This is a genomic window from Pseudomonas sp. BNK-30, assembly GCF_047456185.1.
Taxonomy (GTDB): domain Bacteria; phylum Pseudomonadota; class Gammaproteobacteria; order Pseudomonadales; family Pseudomonadaceae; genus Aquipseudomonas; species Aquipseudomonas putida_E.
Genome location: NZ_CP179904.1, coordinates 2,342,227 through 2,362,165, shown reverse-complemented (window position 1 = coordinate 2,362,165; position 19,939 = coordinate 2,342,227). Strand labels below are relative to the sequence as shown.

Below are 19,939 nucleotides of genomic sequence, written 5' to 3'. Positions count from 1 at the left end.
AGTGCGACTTTCATGCCACTGTGCATGGCTCTATGTGTCGGACATTTTTACATTAGGTGTCAGATAGCGCCACATAAAGCATGTTCAGTTCGCTCCAGGGGCAAACCCAGGGGCGCGTCAGCAGGCCGCCATGGAAGGCCTGCGTGTGTAACAGCACACCTCCTGCCCGCATTAGCACTGATGTACAGGTGAGGCCGATGACCATCGCGGTCTTACAGTTTTCCTTGGATAAAAAGAAGCACGGGGTACACAACTGATGGACGCAACATCCACAACCACCACCGCGAACAGCGGGCACGAGAGCAAACTCAGTGCCTCGCTCAAGTCGCGCCACCTGACGATGATGTCGATCGCCGGGGTTATCGGCGGCGCCTTGTTCGTCGGCTCCGGCAGCGTGATCCACAGCGCCGGCCCGGCTGCTGTCCTGGCCTACCTGGCAGGCGGCATCCTGGTGGTACTGATCATGCGCATGCTGGGTGAAATGGCGACTTCGTCGCCCGACACCGGTTCGTTTTCCACCTACGCCGACCGCGCCATTGGCCGTTGGGCCGGTTTCACCATCGGCTGGCTGTACTGGTGGTACTGGGTCATCCTCATGGCCTGGGAAGCTTATGTGGCAGGCAAGATCCTGCATGGTTTCTTCCCTGATGTAAGCGTCAACGTGTTCGTGCTGGCCACGACCCTGGTGCTGATCACCGTCAACTTCTTCAACGTCAAGCACTACGGCGAGTTCGAGTTCTGGTTCGCGTTGATCAAGGTGATCGCGATCGTCTGCTTCCTGATCGTGTGTACCGCAGCGGTGATGAACATCTGGCAGTTCGGTGAAGTGCGCGGCATCACCCACCTGACCGCCGAAGGCTTCATGCCCAATGGCATCACCACGGTGATCGGTGCGTTGCTTGGCGTGATGTTCGCCTTCCTCGGTGCCGAAATCGTCACCATCGCCGCATCCGAAGCCAAGGACCCGGCCACCCAGATCGTCAAGGCCACCAACTCGGTGGTGTGGCGTGTATGCCTGTTCTACGTCGGCTCGATCTTCCTGATCGTCTGCCTGGTGCCGTGGAACGACCCGCACCTGGGCGTTTCCGGTTATGGCGCCTACCGCCGCACCTTGGAACTGCTGGGTGTGCCGTATGCCGAGCTGTTGATGAACTTCGTGGTACTGACGTCGGTGAGCAGCTGCCTGATCTCGGGCCACTACACCGCTTCGCGCATGCTGTTCTCGCTGGCACAGCGTGGCGATGCGCCGTCGTTCTTCAAGACAACCCGCGCCGGTACCGGCGTACCGGTGAACGCGATTATCGGTTCGTGCGCCGTGGCCGTGGTGTGTGCGCTGATCAACTTCAGCGAGACCCTGCGCCCGAAAGACGTGCTCGATACACTGATGAACACCACCGGCATGATCGCTTTGCTGGTGTACCTGGTGATTGCCTTCTCGCAGCTGCGCATGCGCCGCAAGCTGATCGCCGAGGGCAAGGAAGTACGCCTGAAGATGTGGCTGTTCCCGTGGCTGACCTACCTGGTGATCGCCTTCATCGTCGCCGCACTGGTGACCATGGCCTTCATGCCTGACTACCAGATCCTGGTGATCTCCACCGGCATTGCTGCCGCCGTCGTGGTGGCCATGGGTGTGGTGCACCAGATGCGCAGCGCCCGCAAGCACTAAGCGCTAGTGGTTGCCCGAAGCGGCCGGCTCCCTCGTGGACCCGGCCGTTTCGCGTTGATGGGCGGGAGTTTTGTCCGCTGGCATGTGAAAGCGCCCGTTCATCCACGGTGAGCCGAGGAGGGCGGCGGCGCTGATCAGGGCCAGTAGGGCCAGGGCGAGGAATGGTTTCATGGGCATGCGCATAAGGGGCTGACTTCAAGGATGAGCTAACAGTTCCCGCGACAGGGCCCGTACAGGCGACAGATGGCTTATGCTGAGCACATTGCCCGCCAAAAGGAGCCCCTCATGGCCTGGTCCGCCACCCAGTATTCCCTGTTCGAAGACGAACGCACCCGTGCGGTGCGCGACCTGCTTGCCGCGGTGCCTCCCCGCCCGGTGCGCCACGCTACCGACCTGGGTTGCGGCCCTGGTAATTCCACCGAAATACTGCTGCAGCGCCACCCCGATGCCCAGGTGACTGCCCTGGACAGCGACCCGGACATGATCGACAAGGCGCGCGCACGCCAGCGCCTGCGCATCCCCAGGGTGCGTTGCGAAATTGCCGATATCGCCCACTGGACCGCCCCCGAACCGCAGGACCTGATCCTGGCCAACGCTTCGCTGCAATGGGTGCCCGACCACGGTTCGCTCTACCCGCACCTGGTGCGCCAGCTGAGTGAAGGTGCAAGCCTGGCCGTGCAAACCCCGGACAACCTCGACGAGCCGGCCCACCGCCAGTTGCGCGAGATTGCCGGCCGCGGCCCCTGGGCCGAAAAATTCGCCGACCTGAGCTTGCCGCCCCGGCATAGCGCAGCGTTCTACTACGACCTGCTCAGCCCGCTGTGTACGCGGGTGGATGTGTGGCGCACGACCTACCATCACCCGTTGACCGGTGGCGCCGAGGCCGTGGTGGAGTGGTTCAAGGGCTCGGCCCTGCGGCCTTATCTGGCAAGGCTGGACGAGCAGGAGCAGGCGAGCTTCCTGCAGATGTACTTGCAGGCCATGCAGCACGACTACCCGGCGGCCACCGACGGCAAGGTGCTGCTGCCGTTCCCGCGGCTGTTTGTGATTGCTACGCGGTAGGTGAATGGCGCCAGCGCCAGATCACGTAGCTATAGATGCCGAGGTTGACCAGCAGCACGACGCCGCCCAGCAGCCACTGGATCTGCGGCGTCAACCCGGCGGGGTAGATCAGCGGCCAGATGTAGTGCTCGACGAAGCCGCCGTGGTAGCCGGCATCGCCTGCGGCGAAACGCATGCGGTTCTCCCAGCCGGTCAACGGGCACTCCAGGTGCAGGCCCTCAACCGCCAGGCCCCAGGCCAGGGCGGGCAGGTGGATGAGCAGGGCGGGGCGCCATCTGAGCGTCAGCAGGCCGCCGAACAGCACCAGCAGGATGAAGGCCAGGTGCAGCAGCACCAGCGTGTCGGCGGCTAGACGGAAAAACATGGGATGCACATTAGAGAGGAATGTATACCCAGCATAGTTATGAAGGCTCAGCGCAAAACCAGTGGGAGCTGGCTTGCCGGCGATAGGGCCGGGAAGGCCCCTACAAGCTCTCCTGCACCACCTGCAGGAACGTCGCGACCACCCGCCGCGTACGCTGCTCGCTCAAACACACCAGTGTCTCGGTGAGGTGCCGCTGGCAATCGACAATGGGCAGCGCGCACACCCGCGCATCGGCGCCGAACTCGGCGGCCGACACCACCCCCACGCCAATCCCCACCACCACCGCCTCGCGCGCGGCCTCGCGGCCTTCGACCTGGATTGCCGCGCGTATTCGCAACCCGGCGCGTTGCATTTCTTCCTCCAGTGTCTGCCGGGTCACCGAGCCAGGCTCGCGCAGCACCAGCGGCGTGTCGTCCAGGTCCGCCAGGCTGATCGAGCCACGGCTGGCCCAGGGGTGGTTGTGCGAGACGAACGCCACCATCGGGTCGCGGCGCAGCGGCATGCAGTGCAGTCGCTCATCGTCGACATCGCGCCCTAACAGTGCCAGGTCAGCCTGATAGCTGAACAGCCGGGCCAGGGACTCGTCGGTGTTGCCGGTCTCGACCTTGACCTGGATGCCCGGGTAGCGCTGGCAGAAGCGTGCGATCTGCGGCAGCACATGCACCGGCGCATCCACCGCCAGCACCAGGCTGCCGGTGTGCAGGGCGCGGGAGTCCTGCAGCAGTTCGTGGGCTTCGGCCTCACAGGCGAACAGGCGCTTGCTGATGCCCAGCAGGCGTTCGCCCAGGTCGGTCAACTGCACCGAACGCTTGTTGCGGTGGAACAGCAGCACCCCGAAGCGCTCTTCGAGCTTGCGCACCTGGTCGGACACGGCCGGCTGGGTCAAAAACAGCTTTTCTGCCGCCCGGGTGAAGCTGCCGTGCACGGCCACTGCGTGGAAAGCCCTGAGTTGAGCGTGGGACACCGACATGTGGACTCCAGTAACAAGCTGAGCTTATGTGTGAAATACGATAAATCGATTTTATTTATCAGTCACCACCTGTTTCCATACTGACCAACCCAGCGCTGCCACAAGCGGCCGCCGGGCATGGCGCGCACCCCTGCGCCATCTGACCAGATGACGAGCCACGTCATGCAGTGCGCAACACAAAAACAAGACAGGCGTTTATTCACATTCTGCCGGCACACTTGAGCAAGAGGTCAGACGCACATGAATCACTCCCTAGCCGCGCTGAAACGCTGGCGCATTCAGATATTCGCTATCACCTGGCTGGCCTACGCCGCCTTCTACTTCACCCGCAAGGCTTTCTCGGTGGCCAAGCTCGGCATTGGTGAAGACCCGGCATTCATGCTCGACAAGGCCTCCATGGCCAACCTCGACGCCATCTACCTGGCCGCCTATGCCGTGGGCCAGTTCACCTGGGGCATGCTGGCGGACCGCTTCGGCCCGCGTGTGGTGGTGCTCGGTGGCTTGTTGATCTCGGCGGCAGCAGCAGTGGTGATGGGCAGTTACGCGACCTTCCCGATCTTCGCCACCTGCATGCTGATCCAGGGCCTGGCGCAGTCCACCGGCTGGGCCGGGCTGTGCAAGAACATCGGCAGCTTCTTCCCTGCCGTTCAGCGCGGCCGGGTACTGGGGTTGTGGAGCTCGTGCTATGCATTTGGCGGCCTGGTCGCCTCGCCGTTCGCCGGCTGGTGGGCCTATACCCTGATCGGCAGCTGGCATGCGGCATTCTTCTCCAGTGCCGCGGTGGTGGCGGCGGTGGCGGTGCTGTTCTTCTTCCTGCAGCGCAACAAACCCGAGGATGTGGGCTTGCCGGCGGTCGAGCCCGAGCCGCAGAGCATGGCCCCGGCCGGCAGCCTGTGCAGTGTGTGGACGCCGCTGCGCGAGATCTTGCGCAACCGCACGGTACTGACCCTGGGCCTGGCGTACTTTCTTCTAAAACCGGCGCGTTACGCGATCTTGCTATGGGGGCCGGTGATCGTCTTCGAGCAGATGCCCACCGTCGGCAAGGTAGGTGCTGCGATCATCCCCACGGCCTTTGAACTGGCCGGGCTGCTGGGCCCCATCATCATCGGCCTGGCATCGGACAAGCTGTTCGGCGCCCGGCGCATGCCGGCCTGTGTGATCAGCCTGGTGCTGCTGACCGTGGCCCTGGCGGCGTTCATGGCAGCCATGCACAGCGGCAGCATCGCCATGGTGGTTGGCCTGCTGTTCTTCATGGGCCTGACCCTGTACGGGCCGGACTCGATGATCAGCGGCGCGGCGGCCATCGACTTCGGCACCGCCAAGGCCGGTGCCACGGCAGCCGGTTTCGTCAATGGCTGCGGTTCGGTGGGCGCGGTGCTCGGCGGCCTGTTGCCCGGTTACTTCGACAGCGTCACGGTGTTCATCGTGTTCGCTGGCTGCGCACTGTTCTCGGCTCTGGTGCTGCTGCCGCACTGGAACAGCCGCCCGGCCAGCGCAGCCCAGGCCAATGATGTGGCGCCCAACACCAGCATGGCGATCAAGCCACTGCGTACCTAAAGGAAAGCGAGCGAATGAGACCCTTCTGGCTGCAACAGGCCCTGGATTGTGAACAGGACGCGGTATGCCCGCCACTGCAAGGCGATGCCCGCTGCGACGTGTGCATCGTCGGCGGCGGCTACACGGGCCTCTGGACCGCGCTGATGCTCAAGGAGGCGGTGCCGGCGCTGGACGTGCTGCTGATCGAGGCTGACATCTGCGGTGCGGGCGCCAGTGGGCGCAACGGTGGTTGCGCGTTGTCCTGGTCGGCCAAGTACTTCACCCTCGAGCGTCTGTTCGGGGTGGCCGAAGCGGTGCGCCTGGTAAGCGAGTCAGAGCGCAGCATCGGTGCCATTGGCGCGTTTTGCGCGGCCAATGGCATCGAGTGCGACTACCGCCTGGACGGCACACTGTACACCGCCACCAACCAGGCCCAGGTGGGTGCAACCGATGCGGTGATCGCTGCGCTGGAGCACAAGGGGATCAATTCATTCGAGCGTTTGCCGCTGGATGAGGTGCAGCGCCTGGCCGGCTCGGCGCGGCACCTGGAGGGCTGGTTTTCGCCGGCCGCCGCCACCGTCCAGCCTGGCCGGTTGGTACGCGGCCTGCGGCGTGTGGCATTGCAGCGCGGCGTGCGCATTCATGAAGGCACGGCCATGACCGGCCTGGAGCACGGCGCTCCGGCGCTGGTGCGCACGGCCCACGGCACGGTGCGTGCCGACCGCGTGGTGCTCGGCCTCAATGCCTGGATGGCGCGTGCCTTCCCGCAGTTCGAGCGCAGCGTGGCGATCGTCTCCAGTGACATGGTGATCACCGAACCGTGCCCCGAGCTGCTGCACGAGATCGGCCTGAACAACGGCATCAGCGTGCTGGACTCACGGATCTTCGTGCATTACTACCACAACACCTCCGATGGTCGCCTGATGCTCGGCAAGGGTGGCAACACCTTCGCCTATGGCGGGCGCATGCTGCCGGTGTTCGATCAACCCTCGCCATACCGGCCGCTGCTGCGTGAGAGCCTGGCCGATTTCTTCCCTGCCTTGGCCCAGGTACCGCTGGCGGCCAGCTGGAACGGCCCCTCCGACCGCTCGGTGACCGGGCTGCCGTTCTTCGGGCGGTTGGACGGGCAGGGCAACGTGTTTTATGGCTTCGGCTACTCTGGCAGCGGGGTAGGGCCGTGCCACATGGGCGGGCAGATCCTCTCGTCGCTGGCGCTGGGGCTGGACAACCCGTGGACCCGCTCGCCACTGGTCAAGGGCCCGTTGGGGCTGTTCCCGCCGGAGCCGATCCGTTACCTGGGGTCGCTGATGGTGCGCAATGCAATCCGGCGCAAGGAGCGCGCCGAAGACCGGGGGCTGCGGCCACGCCACCTGGACGTGCGGCTGGCCCGGTTCGCAGCGGCGGCGGGCAAGGCCGACAAAGCGTGAGATTTCTTGTCGAACACTGGCCCGAGGGCGTATAAACTGCTCCCACTTTTTGGCCGGTCGCTTCCTGAACCGGCCGCTGAAACAAGAGAGTCGACATGGGCGCACAGTGGAAAGCCAAGCATAGAGAAACAGCTGCCAATGCCAAGGGCAAGATCATGGGCAAGCTGTCCAAGGAAATCCAGATCGCAGCCAGGTCGGGCGCCGACCCCGACATGAACCCACGCCTGCGCCTGGCCATCGTGCAAGCCAAGAAGGCTTCCATGACCCGCGAGACCCTGGACCGGGCAATCCGCAAGGGCGCGGGCCTGGACGGTGATGCCGTGCAGTACCAGGCGGTGACTTACGAAGGTTTCGCGCCGCACCAGGTGCCGCTGATCGTCGAGTGCCTGACCGACAACGTCAACCGCACCGTCGCGCAGATTCGCGTGCTGTTCCGCAAGGGCCAGCTGGGTGCCAGCGGTTCGGTGGCCTGGGACTTCAACCATGTGGGCCTGATCGAAGCCATGCCCGACGGCGATGCCGACCCGGAAATGGCCGCCATCGAAGCCGGTGCCCAGGACTTTGAAGAAGGTGAAGAAGAGGGCTCGACCCTGTTCATCACGGACACCACCGACCTGGATGCAGTGCAGAAAGCCCTGCCCGAGCATGGTTTCACCGTCTCTTCGGCCAAGATCGGCTACACCCCGAAGAACCCGGTGAGCGCTGCCAGCCTCAGTGCCGAGGCACTGGCTGAAGTCGAGGCGTTCCTCGAAGCGATCGACGAGAACGACGACGTACAGAACGTCTACGTTGGCCTGACCGAGTAAAAGCCGGGGCCGCTTTGCGGCCCAATCGCCGGCAAGCCGGCTCCCACAGGTACAGTGCAAAGCTCAGGTTCTGCGCGGTACTTGTGGGGGCCGGCTTGCCGGCGATTGGGCCTGTGTTCAGCCTGGGGAAGCCTGTATGAACCCAACCTTCGCCTCCCTCAGCCTCGCCCACCTGCGTACCCTCGACTGTCTCCTGCAGCTGAAAAACCTCAGCCACGCCGCCGAGCGCCTGGGCGTCAGCCAGTCGGCGTTGAGCCGCCAGCTGGCACACCTGCGCGAAGCCTTCGACGACCCATTGCTGGTGCGCCAGGGCCGTGGCTACGTGCTCAGTGAGTACGCCCAAGCCCTGGTCGAGCCGCTGCGCCAGGTGCTTGAAGAGCTTCAGGCCCTGCGCCAGCCGGCCGCGTTCGATCCGGCCCGTTGCGAGCGGCGCTTCTGCCTGGCCGCGTCCGACTATGTTGCAGAGCACATGCTGCCGCTGCTGGTGGCGGCGCTGGAGCAGGAAGCACCGGGCGTGAGCATCGACTACCGCACCTGGCAGGCCGGGCAATACGCTTTGCTCGCCAGCGGCGAGATCGACCTTGCGACCACGCTGTTCGACGAATCGCCGGCCAACCTGCACGGTCGCCTGCTTGGCGAGGACCGTGCGGTGTGCCTGATGCGCCGGGACCATCCGCTGGTGGCCTGCGAAGTGCTGAGCCAGGACGACTACCTGGCCTTCAAGCACGTGCGCATCTCCGGCGGTGGCGACAAGGACAGCTTCATCGACCGCCACCTGCGCACCCAGGGGCTGCAGCGGCGCATCAGCCTGGAAGTGCCGTTCTTCTCGGCCACCGTGCAGGTCATTGGCAACAGCCAGGCGCTGGCGACGGTGCCCGAGCATATTGCCCGCCAACTGTGCCGGCTGCATGGCCTGGCCTGGCGGCCGCTGGGATTTGTGGAGCATACCCAGCGCTACTGGGTGGTGTGGCACCAGCGCCTGCAGGCGTCGGCCGAGCACCGCTGGTTGCGCAACCGGGTGTTCGAGCTGTGGCGCCAGTCACAGTTCGGCGTGCAGGGTGGGCATGCGGCTTTGCCATAGCAGGTATGCGCCAAGCGGGGTTATTGGCGTGGCGGCAGGCGCCTAGACTGGGGCCCTTGTGCTGTTGGTGATGCCCCCATCGCCGGCAAGCCGGCTCCCACAGGTGCCCAGAGCCTTCAAGCCCAGTGCAGTACCTGTGGAAGCCGGCTTGCCGGCGATGGGGGCGGGCCTGACAGCGGACAACCCACAGGAGACCGCGCGTGACCCCAGAACAATTCCGCCAGTACGGCCATCAATTGATCGACCTGATCGCCGATTACCGCCAGACGGTCGGTGACCGCCCGGTGATGGCCCAGGTCGAGCCCGGCTACCTTAAAGCTGCCTTGCCTGCCGGCGCCCCGCAACAGGGCGAGCCGTTCGAAGCGATCCTCGATGACGTCAACACGCTGGTGATGCCAGGCCTGTCGCATTGGCAACACCCCGATTTCTATGGCTACTTCCCGTCCAACGGCACCTTGTCCTCGGTGCTCGGCGATTTTCTCAGCACGGGCCTGGGTGTGCTGGGCCTGTCATGGCAATCGAGCCCTGCGCTGAGCGAGCTGGAGGAGACCACTCTGGACTGGGTACGCCAGTTGCTGGGCCTGTCGGGGCAGTGGAGCGGCGTGATTCAGGACACAGCGTCTACCAGCACCTTGGTCGCGCTGATCTGTGCCCGTGAACGTGCCACCGACTACGCCCTGGTGCGTGGCGGCCTGCAAGCCGAAGCCAAACCGCTGATCGTGTATGTCAGCGCCCACGCCCACAGTTCGGTGGACAAGGCCGCGCTGCTGGCCGGTTTCGGCCGCACCAACATCCGCCTGATCGCCACCGACGAGCAGTTCGCCATGCGCCCCGATGCCTTGTTGGCGGCCATCGAACAGGACCTGGCTGAAGGCAACCAGCCCTGCGCAGTGGTCGCTACCACCGGCACGACCACCACTACGGCGCTGGACCCCTTGCGCCAGATTGGCGAAATCGCCCAGGCCCAGGGGCTGTGGCTGCACGTTGATTCAGCCATGGCCGGCTCAGCGATGATCCTGCCCGAATGCCGCTGGATGTGGGACGGCATCGAGCTGGCCGACTCTGTGGTAGTCAACGCGCACAAATGGTTGGGGGTGGCGTTCGACTGTTCTATCTACTACGTGCGTGACCCGCAGCACCTGATCCGGGTGATGAGCACCAACCCCAGCTACCTGCAGTCGGCGGTCGATGGTGAGGTGAAGAACCTGCGTGACTGGGGCATCCCGCTGGGGCGTCGCTTCCGCGCGCTGAAGCTGTGGTTCATGTTGCGCAGCGAGGGGGTCGAGGCGTTGCAGCAGCGCTTGCGGCGCGACCTGGACAATGCCCGTTGGCTGGCCGAACAGGTTGAGGCGGCAGGGGAGTGGGCGTTGTTGGCGCCGGTACAGTTGCAGACCTTGTGCATTGTGCATCGGCCTGGGGGGCTGGAAGGGGAGGCGCTGGATGCGCATACCAAGGCATGGGCTGAGCGGCTCAATGCCTCCGGTGAGGCTTATGTCACGCCGGCGACCTTGAACGGGCGCTGGATGGTGCGGGTTTCGGTGGGGGCGCTGCCCACTGAACGCGAGCATGTCGAGCGGTTGTGGCAGCGCTTGCAGGCAGTGGTCAACGGCTAAAATGCTTGGGGCCGCAGTGCGGCCCCTTGCGTCTGTCAGTGGCTCACTGTCTGAAGGCTACCCTTGCGGCTGGCCTCATAGGCTTCCTTGTCCATCGGCTTGGCCTGCGGGTTGCCCAGGTCTTCCATCGCCAGGCGATGGGTTTCCGGCGCGACATACGCTGCCAGGGCACATACGCAGGTGATGAAGAACGCCAGGCCGCCAACCACCAGCGGAATGTTATCCGAGCCTGGTGGCGCTACCAGGGCGAACAACGCCGGCAGCATCGCAGTCAGCATGGTGCCGATGTTCTGGGCAATGGCCATGGCCGACACGCGGTAGCGGGTGTTGAACAGCTCAGGGAAGAAGCTTGGGAACACCGCGTTGTAGCCTTGGTAAACCATGCCCCACATCAGGATCGAGGTAGCGAAGGCCAGCGGCACGTTCTGGATGCTGATTGCATACAGGTAAACGAAGGCCAGCAGGCCCGAGCCCAGGCAACCGGCGATCATGGTCGGGCGACGGCCGATCTTGTCGGAAAGATTGCCCACGAACGGGATAACCAGCACTGCAACGATGTTGCCCACCACTGGGATCCACAGGTACACGCTCTTGTCGAAGCCGATGCCGTAGGCCGGCTGTACCGCGTAGGCCGCGCCGAAGATGGTGGCAACTACCGGGATCACGTTCATCAAGGCCATGAACATCACCAGCACCATGTGCTTCCAGCTGTGGCGGAAGGCCTCGCTGATTGGCGACTTGGCAACCTTGTCCTGCTTCTCTTCCTTCACGAAGGCCGGAGTTTCGTGCACTTCCTTACGGATGATGAAGCCTGCGATCAGCACGATGGCGCTCATCAGGAACGGAATGCGCCAGCCCCAGTCATTGAACGCCTCGCTGGGCATGAAGTAGGCCAGTGGCAGGAACACCGCCGCCGCCATTACCTGGCCGGCCTGCACGCCCTGCAAGGTAAAGCTGGCGAAGTAGCCGCGCCGCCCGAACGGTGCGTGCTCCATGATCATCGAACTGGCCCCGGAGATTTCGCCGGCCACGGCAAAGCCCTGGACCAGGCGCAGCAGCACCAGCAAGGCCGGGGCGAGCATGCCGATATCGTGGTAGGTAGGCAGCAGGCCCACGGCCATGGTCGAAATGCCCATCAGGAACATGCACAGCAGCAGCACGTTCTTGCGCCCGCGGGTATCACCCCAGTGGCCGAGCACGAAGGCGCCGACCGGACGGGCCAGGTAACCCACGCCGTAGGTGGCCAGCGAGGCGATGATCGCCATCTTGGGGTCGGTGTTGGGGAAGAAGATCTGCGGGAAGATCAGTGCCGCAGCCTGGGCATAGATGAAAAAGTCGTAGTACTCGAGTGCCGAGCCTATCCATCCGCTGGCGGTCGCTTTCTTGGCTTGAGAGCTGGAGTTAGCCATCGTTGTCTCCGTTGTTTTTGTTGGTCGCCGCACAGCCGGTGCCGTCAGGCGGCAAGCCAGTGGGTGTGCGATCGCTATCGGGAGTATGTGGGTGCTTAAAGGGCCGACGATCGCGAGCCAAGTCTGTTTGAAGACAACGATCGAGCAGGTGCGGGTTGCAAGGCGAGGGATGTTTGCATAGGTCTGTACCCGTTTTATTGAACTTATTATGTCGTGGCGCTGGGCTTGTGAGCGCAGGTTGTGCCGAACGGCCACTGGGCAGAAAGTGGTGGTCGGTGTGCCTGCGTCTGGTCTCATGGTTGCGCAGGGGTGGCAGTGAATCAATTCGCCAAAACGGGTTTTGTGCGGTAATCGAACGCAAAACTAACCGTTCCGTACAAAGTGATTGCTGCCATGACTTTACCTGCGAATAATTCATCATGCCAAGAAGTCTGATGGTGTGTTGCTTAGCCCCAGCTTCCAGCCCAGTAGCCCCATAACAAGGAATTCCACCATGCAGCGTTCGATAGCCACCGTGTCCTTGAGCGGCACACTGCCGGAAAAGCTCGAAGCCATCGCCGCCGCCGGGTTCGACGGCGTCGAGATCTTCGAAAATGATCTTCTCTACTATGCCGGCAGCCCGCGCGAGGTGCGCCAGATGTGCGCCGACCTCGGCATCGCCATCACCCTGTTCCAGCCGTTCCGCGATTTTGAAGGCTGCCGCCGCGACCGCCTGCAGAAGAACATCGACCGCGCCGAGCGCAAGTTCGACCTGATGCAAGAGCTGGGCACCGACCTGGTGCTGGTGTGCAGCAACGTGCAGGCCGACGCCCTGGGCGAAGAACAACTGCTGGTGGACGACCTGCGCCTGCTCGCCGAGCACGCCGGCCAACGCGGCATGCGCATCGGCTACGAAGCCCTGGCTTGGGGCCGTCACGTCAACACCTACCAGCAAGTGTGGAACCTGGTGCGCCAGGCCGACCACCCGGCGCTGGGCGTGATCCTCGACAGCTTCCACACCCTGTCGCTCAAGGGCGACCCTGCCGCGATCCGCGATATCCCCGGCGACAAGATCTTTTTCGTGCAGATGGCCGACGCGCCGATCCTGGCCATGGATGTGCTGGAGTGGAGCCGCCACTTCCGCTGCTTCCCGGGGCAGGGCGAAATGGACCTGGCCGGTTTCCTCGCGCCGATCCTGGCCACCGGTTATCGCGGCCCGCTGTCGCTGGAAATCTTCAACGACGGCTTCCGCGCCGCACCACCGCGCCAGAACGCCGCCGATGGCCTGCGTTCGCTGTTGTACCTGGAGGAACAGACCCGCCTGCGCCTGCAGCAGGAGGGCACCGCGATCGAGCCGGGTGTGCTGTTCGCACCGCCCGCCGCCAGTACCTACGACGGCGTGGAATTCCTCGAATTTGCCGTGGACGAAGCGGTCGGCGCGCGTCTGGGCAGCTGGCTCAAGCGCCTGGGTTTTGCCGACGCCGGCAAGCACCGCAGCAAGGACGTACGCCTGCTGCGCCAGAACGACATCAACATCGTGCTCAATGCCGAGCCCTACTCCTTTGGCCACAACTTCTTCGAGGCCCACGGCCCATCGTTGTGCGCCACCGCGCTGCGGGTCAAGGACGAGCACGCGGCGCTGCAACGCGCCACCGACTTCCGCGGCCAGCCGTTCCGTGGGCTGGTCGGCCCCAACGAATGTGAGGTGCCTGCAGTACGCGCCCCGGATGGCAGCCTGATCTACCTGGTGGAGCAGGGCAAGGAAGGCCCGTCGCTGTACGACACCGACTTCCGCCTGGACCAGAGCGCCAGCAGCACCGGTGGCCTGCAGCGCATCGACCACATGGCCCTGGCCTTGCCGGCCGAGTCGCTGGACAGCTGGGTGCTGTTCTACAAGAGCCTGTTCGACTTTGCCGCAGATGATGAAGTGGTGTTGCCCGACCCGTACGGCCTGGTCAAAAGCCGCGCCCTGCGCAGCCAGTGCGGCAGCCTGCGCCTGCCGCTGAACATCTCGGAGAACCGCAACACCGCCATCGCTCATGCGCTGTCGAGCTATCGCGGGTCGGGCGTTCACCATATCGCCTTCGATTGTGCCGACATCTTCAAGGAAGTGGCGCGGGCGAAGGAAGCCGGTGTGCCGTTGCTGGAAATTCCGCTCAATTACTACGACGATCTGGCGGCGCGTTTCGATTTCGACGACGAGTTTCTCAGCGAGCTGGCGTACTACAACGTGCTGTATGACCGCGATGCCCAGGGCGGCGAGCTGTTCCACGTGTACACCGAGGCGTTCGAGGACCGGTTCTTCTTTGAAATCATCCAGCGCAAGGGGGGGTATGCCGGGTACGGTGCGGCCAACGTTCCTGTGCGGTTGGCGGCAATGGCCAAGCGGCGCAGCGGAGCGGCGCGCAAGCCGGTGCTGTAACGGCCCAAGGGTTCACGGCCTGTGAGATCGGGCGCTGCCTGTGCAGCGCTTGATCAAGGGGCTCAGGCTGGGCCCCCGCCAATCCTGCCCACCCGATCAACAGCGCGCTTCCTTCCAACCCTCCACTCACGGATAATCCCGTCCAAATCCCAATAAATACCCCGTGAGCAGCTATGAGCAATCCCGTTGCCCCCCTCGGCCAGCCCGAGATCGAAGGGACACGCAAGTCGCGCAAGAACAACCCTGAAAAAACCCGCGAGGACATCCTCCAGGCCGCCATCAACGAGTTCGTCCAGCAAGGCCTGGCGGGCGCGCGGGTGGATGCCATCGCCGAGCGCACAGCCACCTCCAAGCGCATGATCTACTACTACTTCGGCAGCAAGGAGCAGCTGTACGTCGAGTGCCTGGTCAAGCTGTACGGCGACATCCGCAAGACCGAGCACCGCCTGGACCTGGAGTCGCTGCCGGCCGAGCAGGCCATCCAGCGCCTGACCGAGTTCACCTTCGACCATCACGACCGCAACGTCGATTTCGTGCGCATGGTCTGCACCGAAAACATCCACTACGGCGAGTACGTGAAGAAAACCCCGGCCATCCGCGAGATGAGCAGCCTGGTGCTGCAGGCGCTGGGCCGCACGCTGGAGCGGGGCGTGCAAGAGGGGGTGTTCCGCCCAGGCATCGAGGTCATCGACCTGCACATGCTGATGAGCGCGTTCTGCTTCTATCGGGTCTCGAACCGCCATACTTTCGGCGATATCTTCCAGATCGACCTGCTGGATGAGCAGGTCAAACTGCGCCACAAGGCCATGATCTGCGAAGCAGTGATGCGTTACATCCAGGCCTGAGTGCCGTTCACTCGCCCAGCCGTTGCTCACGTGACGGCGGGTAGCCGAAGTAGGCCGCGTAGCACTTGCTGAAGTGCGACACCGAAACAAAGCCACAGGCCACCGCAACCTCCATCACCGACAGGTCGGAGTACTGCAGCAGGCGGCGGCTCTTGGTGATGCGCAGTTCCATGTAGTAGCGCCGCGGCGAGGTGCCCAGCTGGGCCTGGAACAGGCGGTCGATCTGCCGCCGCGAGCGGCCGCTGTAGGCCGCCAACTGGTCGAGGCTGAGGGTTTCCTCGAGGTTGTTCTCCATCAGCTCGACGATGGTGCGGAGGTGCAGGCTCATCGACTTTTTCGCCCCCGGGCCGACCTGCCGGTAGCGGGCGCCAGAGAACGACAGGATTTCTTCGACGCCTTCTGCCAGGCCGTCACCGTAAAGGCGGCGGACCAGGCCGAGCATCAGTTCCATGGCGCCATTGGGGCTGGCGGCGCTGAGCCGGTCACGGTCCAGGGTGAAGCTGGCCGGGGTGATGCGTGTCTGCGGGCTGCGCTCGGACAGGCTGGCGCGCTGCTCGGGGTGGATACTGCAGCCATAGTCATCCAGTACCCCGGCGCGGCCAAGAAACCAGGCGCCGTTCCATAGCCCGCCCAGGGCCTTGCCGTGGGCGGCGCAGTCATCCAGCAGGCGGTCCAGTTCGGGGTACTTCAGCGGTGTGCGCAAGCCTCCGCAGATGATCAGCAGGTCAAGTGCTTTCAGTTCGCTGGCAACAAGGTCAGTGGCCACCAGTTCCAGGCCCAGGTCGCTCAGTACCCGGTCGCCGTCCAGCGACAGTGGGGTGAAGCTGAAGCTGTCGGCGCGCAGCAGGTTGGCGGTGACCAGCACGTCCATGGCCACGGTGAAACTGGCCATGGAGAAGTGTTTGAGCAGGACGAAGTCGACGCGGTAGGGCGCCTGGGGGCTGCCCGCGGTGGCCTTGAGCCGCAGCATGTTGGTGGTGCTGGTCTTCTTGCTGAACTGGCGTGGGGTGGGCACTCTGGACTCCGCTTCCTGGATGGCCTGGCGAGTGTGGCCGGTAGCCAGGGGAAAGACAATCGCCTGGGTGGGCCTGTGGTATTGGAGGTCGTATTGAGGCAACTGGGCTATGCTGGCGCCTCCCACCTGGAGAACCTCGATGAAATACGCCGTCGCCCTGTTGTTCAGCCTGCTGCCACTGGTGGCAAACGCCCTGCAAACCGGGGAAAAGCTCGCACCGTGGACGCTGCTCGACCAGCATGACCAGCCCTATACCCTGGACGCCGGCACGCATGTGCTGCTGGTGGCCCGCGACATGGACGGCGCCAAGCTGGTGAAGGCGGCCCTGGCTGAACAGCCCAAGGGCTACCTGGAGTCGCGCGATGCGGTGTTTGTGGCGGATATCCAGCGCATGCCGGCGCTGATCAGCAAGCTGTTCGCCATCCCGGCCATGCGTGATTACAACTACCGGGTTATGCTTGATCGTGAAGGGCAGGTGGCCAGCCGCTATCCTGGGCAGGAAGGCAAGGTGCTGTGGTTGCAGCTTGAGCAGGGTGCGTTGGTCAGCCAGCAGGAGTTCGCTGATGCGAAGGCTTTGAAGGCTGCACTGGAGAAGGCCCAGGCAAGTAAATCCGAATGAACCCTTGCCGCTGGCAGTAACCCAACCCTTTACATGCCAACGGGAGAGTGCTCATGGAAATCGGAACGATCTGGATCATTGTCGCGGCCTTGGTCATCTTGCTGGAGATCTTCGCCATCTGGCACATCATCGGCAGCGAACGGCGCGCGGAGCGCAAGATGCTATGGATCGTCTTCGTCGTCTACGCCCCGTTCCCCGGGTTGCTGTTCTGGGCCTGGCGCGGGCCGCGGGCAGTGAAGGGCAGGGCGGTACTGCAAGAAAAGTGAGGGGCACGGCATCAGGTGCGGGGCGCCTGATGCCGTTCATGGCGCTGAGTTGAGCCATAATCTGGGGGCCGGTACTTTCAACATGAAAGCCTTTCAACCACCCCAGTGCCCGAGCCCCCCCATGCTGCCCATCGAATTGCTCACCACTACCCGCGACCAGGCCGACCTGATCCGTAATCTCTATCAGTTCTATGCCTACGAGTCCTCTGACTGGGAGCAGGAAGACGTCGAGGTAGACGGGCGCTTCTACATTCACGAAGAGCACCTGCAGCGCTATTGGCTTGCAAACGGTTGGAGCGCAAACCTGGTACTGGTGGATGGTTTCATTGCCGGTTTCGTGCTGGTCGAGCGCAGCGAGCTGCCTGGCATCAATGCCAGTGAGCTGGCCGACCTGTTCATCCTCAAGCGCTACCGCCGGCAGGGTATTGGCCGTGCGGTCGCGCTGCAGTTGCTCAGCGGTGCCGGAGACTGGCTCCTGCGCTGCTATGCGCCGGACCCCACAGCCGTTGCCTTCTGCAAAGCCGTCGTGGCCGACTTGCCGCGGCCGGTGCAGCAAATCGTGCTGGGTGATGACCCGGACCTGCTCACCTACAAGGTTACGTCCGCTTACCACTGAGCGGCGCTGGCAAAAAACTGTGAACCGCTTCACAAAATCCATTCAAGCGGCATAATGCCATTACCTCGTATTCAAGACCCGGTCGCTCTGGCCTGGGGTTCCTTTTCGTGCGCGTTGCAGGTTCAGGGAAATTTTCATGTCGCTAGTCGCAAGCCCCGACATCATGTATCGGCTGTTGATCCAGAGCGTGGTGGACTATGCCATCTACCTGCTCACCCCCGACGGTATCGTCGCCAACTGGAACCCGGGCGCCCAGCGGGCCAAGGGTTACCTTGCCGACGAAATCGTCGGCAAGCACTACTCGCTGTTCTACAGCGAAGCCGAGCGCGTCGCCGGCCTGCCCGAGCAGAACCTTGCGCAGGCGCGCGACACGGGCCGCTTCGAAGAAACCGGCGCACGCCTGCGCAAGGACGGCTCGACCTTTCATGCCCACGTGGTGATCGAGGCGGTGCGCGATGACAACGGCCATCTGATTGGCTTCGCCAAGGTCACCCGCGACATTTCCGAGCGGCGCCAGCAGGAACTGGAGCTGTTGCAGGCCAAGGAGCTGGCTGAACAGTACAGCCAGGAGATGACCAAGCTCTCGCAGTTCCTTGATTCGGTGATCGCCAACATTCCCGCCAGCGTTATCGTCCAGGACCTGGAAAGCCAGCGCATCCTGTTGGCCAACCAGCAGGCCGAACGCCTGTTCGGTGGTCGCGGCAGCAGCATGATCGGCCAGTTGCCGGGTGAGTGCCTGGCACCGGCTGCGGCTGACTACCTGGAACAGCAGCTCGCCCGTGGCGCGCGCAACCCCAAGGGTTATGCTGCTGAAACCCGGGTCGATACCGCCTGTGGCCCGCGTACCTTGCGCAGCCGCGCACTGCTCAGCCAGAACCGCGAGGGCCAGGCCGACTATGTGTTGTTCGTGGCAGAAGACGCCACCGAGGAACTGGCCGCCCACGCCCAGATCCATCACATGGCGCACCACGACGCGCTGACCGGTTTGCCCAACCGCACACTGTTCAACGAGCGGCTCAAGCAGGCACTGGTGCGCGGCCAGCAGAGCGAAAAGCTGACCGCAGCGCTGTGTCTGGACCTGGACAACTTCAAGAACATCAACGACTCCCTCGGCCATGCTTTCGGCGACAAGCTGCTGCGCGCCCTGGGCAAGCGCCTGCGCCGCGAGCTGCGCGAGCAAGACACCCTGGCCCGTTTGGGCGGCGACGAGTTCGCCGTGGTGCTGACTGGCCTGGACGGCCGCGAGGCTGCCTGCAATACGGCGAAGCGCCTGATTGACGCGATTTGCCCGCCGTTCCAGATCGAAGGCCACCAGTTCACGGTGGGTGTGAGCATCGGCATCGCCATCGCCCCCGATGACAATGAACAGGCCGAACAGCTGCTCGGTTACGCCGACATGGCCCTCTACGAAGCCAAGCGCAATGGCCGTAACCGCTTTGAGTGCTTCCACGTCGAACTGGATGTCGCCGCCCGCCAGCGCCGCCTGGTCGAGACCGACCTGCGCACTGCGCTGCACCTTGGGCAGTTGCACCTGCATTACCAGCCGATAGTGGACCAGCAGACCAGCAGCGTGACTGGCTACGAGGCGCTGTTGCGCTGGGAGCACCCGACCCGTGGCATGGTCATGCCCATGGACTTCATTCCCATTGCCGAGGAGACCGGGCTGATCCACGAACTCGGCACCCGTGCGCTGAACCTGGCGTGCCAGGAGGCGGCCAGTTGGGACAGTGAGCAGACGGTGTCGGTCAACCTGTCACCGGTGCAGTTCAAGAACGCCAACCTGGTCCATACCGTGGCGCTGGCCCTGGCCGACTCGGGCCTGGCGCCCCAGCGCCTGGAGCTGGAAATCACCGAATCGGTACTGCTGGGCAACAGCGAGGAGAACGTGCGTACCTTGCGCGCGCTGAAAGACCTGGGGGTGTCGATTTCGCTGGATGACTTCGGCACCGGGTATTCGTCGCTCGGTTACCTGCGCTCGTTCCCGTTCGACCGGATCAAGATCGACAAGTCGTTCGTGCATGACATGTGCGACAGCCGCGAGGCGATGTCCATCGTCCGGGCGATCACCGAACTGTCCAACAGCCTGATGATCAAGACCACGGCTGAGGGTGTGGAGTCCGAGGAGCAGATGCAGCGCCTGGCGGCGGAGGGGTGCTCGCACTTTCAGGGTTATCTGTATGGGCGGCCGGTGCCGGCGGGGGAGCGGTTGAAGCAGGTGGCTGTGGCGGTGGGTTGAAGGGGCC

General features: G+C 63.9%; 18 protein-coding genes. 13 read left to right on the top strand and 5 right to left on the bottom strand.

The features are described from left to right. Window positions 1–256 precede the first annotated feature (256 nt). Window positions 257–1,666, top strand: coding sequence for an amino acid permease (locus ACMGGN_RS11025; protein WP_046785499.1), 1,410 nt, complete (start codon window positions 257–259; stop codon window positions 1,664–1,666). Window positions 1,667–1,669: 3 nt separating this feature from the next. On the opposite strand, the gene ACMGGN_RS11020 is transcribed toward ACMGGN_RS11025, so the two are convergent. Next, window positions 1,670–1,849 (bottom strand): hypothetical protein, encoded by a 180-nt coding sequence (locus ACMGGN_RS11020; RefSeq protein ID WP_115275082.1) that lies wholly within the window; start codon window positions 1,847–1,849, stop codon window positions 1,670–1,672. A 102-nt stretch (window positions 1,850–1,951) separates the two neighbouring features. On the opposite strand from ACMGGN_RS11020, the gene tam reads away from it, so the two are divergent. Beyond that, window positions 1,952–2,728: a trans-aconitate 2-methyltransferase gene (tam, locus tag ACMGGN_RS11015; RefSeq protein ID WP_046785497.1), complete on the top strand. Its 777-nt coding sequence runs from the start codon at window positions 1,952–1,954 to the stop codon at window positions 2,726–2,728. Here tam and ACMGGN_RS11010 read toward each other — a convergent pair. Together ACMGGN_RS11010 and ACMGGN_RS11005 are read right to left on the bottom strand one after the other, a co-directional pair. Next, on the bottom strand, window positions 2,718–3,092 hold the full coding sequence (locus tag ACMGGN_RS11010) for a DUF2784 domain-containing protein (RefSeq protein WP_251962386.1): 375 nt from the start codon (window positions 3,090–3,092) through the stop codon (window positions 2,718–2,720). The genes tam and ACMGGN_RS11010 overlap by 11 nt on opposite strands. Window positions 3,093–3,192: 100 nt before the next feature. Next, on the bottom strand, window positions 3,193–4,062 hold the full coding sequence (locus tag ACMGGN_RS11005) for a LysR substrate-binding domain-containing protein (protein ID WP_115275080.1): 870 nt from the start codon (window positions 4,060–4,062) through the stop codon (window positions 3,193–3,195). A gap of 240 nt (window positions 4,063–4,302) precedes the next feature. On the opposite strand from ACMGGN_RS11005, the gene ACMGGN_RS11000 reads away from it, so the two are divergent. From ACMGGN_RS11000 to ACMGGN_RS10980, 5 genes are all read left to right on the top strand, one after another. After that, a complete protein-coding gene (locus tag ACMGGN_RS11000; protein ID WP_414156760.1) occupies window positions 4,303–5,619 on the top strand; it encodes an MFS transporter in 1,317 nt (438 codons plus the stop codon). Window positions 5,620–5,633: 14 nt separating this feature from the next. Continuing rightward, window positions 5,634–7,025, top strand: coding sequence for an FAD-dependent oxidoreductase (locus tag ACMGGN_RS10995; RefSeq protein WP_115275078.1), 1,392 nt, complete (start codon window positions 5,634–5,636; stop codon window positions 7,023–7,025). A gap of 95 nt (window positions 7,026–7,120) precedes the next feature. Then, window positions 7,121–7,831: a YebC/PmpR family DNA-binding transcriptional regulator gene (locus tag ACMGGN_RS10990; protein WP_039603624.1), complete on the top strand. Its 711-nt coding sequence runs from the start codon at window positions 7,121–7,123 to the stop codon at window positions 7,829–7,831. A gap of 136 nt (window positions 7,832–7,967) precedes the next feature. Beyond that, a complete protein-coding gene (locus tag ACMGGN_RS10985; protein WP_119688816.1) occupies window positions 7,968–8,912 on the top strand; it encodes a LysR family transcriptional regulator in 945 nt (314 codons plus the stop codon). A gap of 200 nt (window positions 8,913–9,112) precedes the next feature. Beyond that, window positions 9,113–10,525, top strand: a complete 1,413-nt coding sequence (locus tag ACMGGN_RS10980; protein WP_119688817.1) for a DOPA decarboxylase — start codon at window positions 9,113–9,115, stop codon at window positions 10,523–10,525. 35 nt (window positions 10,526–10,560) lie between these two features. Here the strand turns inward: ACMGGN_RS10980 and ACMGGN_RS10975 are convergent, their stop codons facing one another. Continuing rightward, the gene (locus ACMGGN_RS10975) at window positions 10,561–11,934 is read right to left on the bottom strand and encodes an MFS transporter (RefSeq protein WP_046785490.1); all 1,374 of its coding nucleotides are present in this window, start codon (window positions 11,932–11,934) and stop codon (window positions 10,561–10,563) included. Window positions 11,935–12,427: 493 nt separating this feature from the next. Here ACMGGN_RS10975 and quiC point away from each other — a divergent pair, with 493 nt between their 5' ends. After that, a complete protein-coding gene (gene quiC / locus ACMGGN_RS10970; RefSeq protein ID WP_012314114.1) occupies window positions 12,428–14,335 on the top strand; it encodes a 3-dehydroshikimate dehydratase QuiC in 1,908 nt (635 codons plus the stop codon). A 173-nt stretch (window positions 14,336–14,508) separates the two neighbouring features. Continuing rightward, the gene (locus tag ACMGGN_RS10965; RefSeq protein WP_012314115.1) at window positions 14,509–15,180 is read left to right on the top strand and encodes a TetR/AcrR family transcriptional regulator; all 672 of its coding nucleotides are present in this window, start codon (window positions 14,509–14,511) and stop codon (window positions 15,178–15,180) included. Between the two features lie 7 nt (window positions 15,181–15,187). Here the strand turns inward: ACMGGN_RS10965 and ACMGGN_RS10960 are convergent, their stop codons facing one another. Continuing rightward, window positions 15,188–16,195, bottom strand: a complete 1,008-nt coding sequence (locus ACMGGN_RS10960) for a GlxA family transcriptional regulator (RefSeq protein WP_046785488.1) — start codon at window positions 16,193–16,195, stop codon at window positions 15,188–15,190. 139 nt (window positions 16,196–16,334) lie between these two features. Here ACMGGN_RS10960 and ACMGGN_RS10955 point away from each other — a divergent pair, with 139 nt between their 5' ends. The 4 genes from ACMGGN_RS10955 (at window position 16,335) to ACMGGN_RS10940 (ending at window position 19,932) form a co-directional block, all read left to right on the top strand. Next, window positions 16,335–16,814: a hypothetical protein gene (locus tag ACMGGN_RS10955; protein ID WP_046785487.1), complete on the top strand. Its 480-nt coding sequence runs from the start codon at window positions 16,335–16,337 to the stop codon at window positions 16,812–16,814. A gap of 53 nt (window positions 16,815–16,867) precedes the next feature. Further along, on the top strand, window positions 16,868–17,080 hold the full coding sequence (locus ACMGGN_RS10950; RefSeq protein ID WP_012314118.1) for a PLDc N-terminal domain-containing protein: 213 nt from the start codon (window positions 16,868–16,870) through the stop codon (window positions 17,078–17,080). Window positions 17,081–17,201: 121 nt separating this feature from the next. Further along, window positions 17,202–17,696 carry a GNAT family N-acetyltransferase gene (locus ACMGGN_RS10945; RefSeq protein WP_115275073.1) on the top strand — a complete coding sequence of 165 codons (495 nt, stop codon included), beginning with the start codon at window positions 17,202–17,204 and terminating at the stop codon, window positions 17,694–17,696. A gap of 136 nt (window positions 17,697–17,832) precedes the next feature. Continuing rightward, window positions 17,833–19,932 carry a putative bifunctional diguanylate cyclase/phosphodiesterase gene (locus tag ACMGGN_RS10940; protein WP_414156759.1) on the top strand — a complete coding sequence of 700 codons (2,100 nt, stop codon included), beginning with the start codon at window positions 17,833–17,835 and terminating at the stop codon, window positions 19,930–19,932. Window positions 19,933–19,939 lie beyond the last annotated feature (7 nt).

Coding starts and splice junctions, on each gene's coding strand:
- ACMGGN_RS10940 (WP_414156759.1), top strand. CDS start 17,833: ATGTCGCTAGTCGCAAGCCCCGACATCATGTATCGGCTGTTGATCCAG.
- ACMGGN_RS10990 (WP_039603624.1), top strand. CDS start 7,121: ATGGGCGCACAGTGGAAAGCCAAGCATAGAGAAACAGCTGCCAATGCC.
- ACMGGN_RS10955 (WP_046785487.1), top strand. CDS start 16,335: ATGAAATACGCCGTCGCCCTGTTGTTCAGCCTGCTGCCACTGGTGGCA.
- ACMGGN_RS11010 (WP_251962386.1), bottom strand. CDS start 3,092: ATGTTTTTCCGTCTAGCCGCCGACACGCTGGTGCTGCTGCACCTGGCC.
- ACMGGN_RS10985 (WP_119688816.1), top strand. CDS start 7,968: ATGAACCCAACCTTCGCCTCCCTCAGCCTCGCCCACCTGCGTACCCTC.
- ACMGGN_RS11005 (WP_115275080.1), bottom strand. CDS start 4,062: ATGTCGGTGTCCCACGCTCAACTCAGGGCTTTCCACGCAGTGGCCGTG.
- ACMGGN_RS11020 (WP_115275082.1), bottom strand. CDS start 1,849: ATGCGCATGCCCATGAAACCATTCCTCGCCCTGGCCCTACTGGCCCTG.
- ACMGGN_RS10975 (WP_046785490.1), bottom strand. CDS start 11,934: ATGGCTAACTCCAGCTCTCAAGCCAAGAAAGCGACCGCCAGCGGATGG.
- ACMGGN_RS10950 (WP_012314118.1), top strand. CDS start 16,868: ATGGAAATCGGAACGATCTGGATCATTGTCGCGGCCTTGGTCATCTTG.
- ACMGGN_RS11025 (WP_046785499.1), top strand. CDS start 257: ATGGACGCAACATCCACAACCACCACCGCGAACAGCGGGCACGAGAGC.
- ACMGGN_RS10945 (WP_115275073.1), top strand. CDS start 17,202: ATGCTGCCCATCGAATTGCTCACCACTACCCGCGACCAGGCCGACCTG.
- ACMGGN_RS10965 (WP_012314115.1), top strand. CDS start 14,509: ATGAGCAATCCCGTTGCCCCCCTCGGCCAGCCCGAGATCGAAGGGACA.
- quiC (WP_012314114.1), top strand. CDS start 12,428: ATGCAGCGTTCGATAGCCACCGTGTCCTTGAGCGGCACACTGCCGGAA.
- ACMGGN_RS11000 (WP_414156760.1), top strand. CDS start 4,303: ATGAATCACTCCCTAGCCGCGCTGAAACGCTGGCGCATTCAGATATTC.
- ACMGGN_RS10995 (WP_115275078.1), top strand. CDS start 5,634: ATGAGACCCTTCTGGCTGCAACAGGCCCTGGATTGTGAACAGGACGCG.
- tam (WP_046785497.1), top strand. CDS start 1,952: ATGGCCTGGTCCGCCACCCAGTATTCCCTGTTCGAAGACGAACGCACC.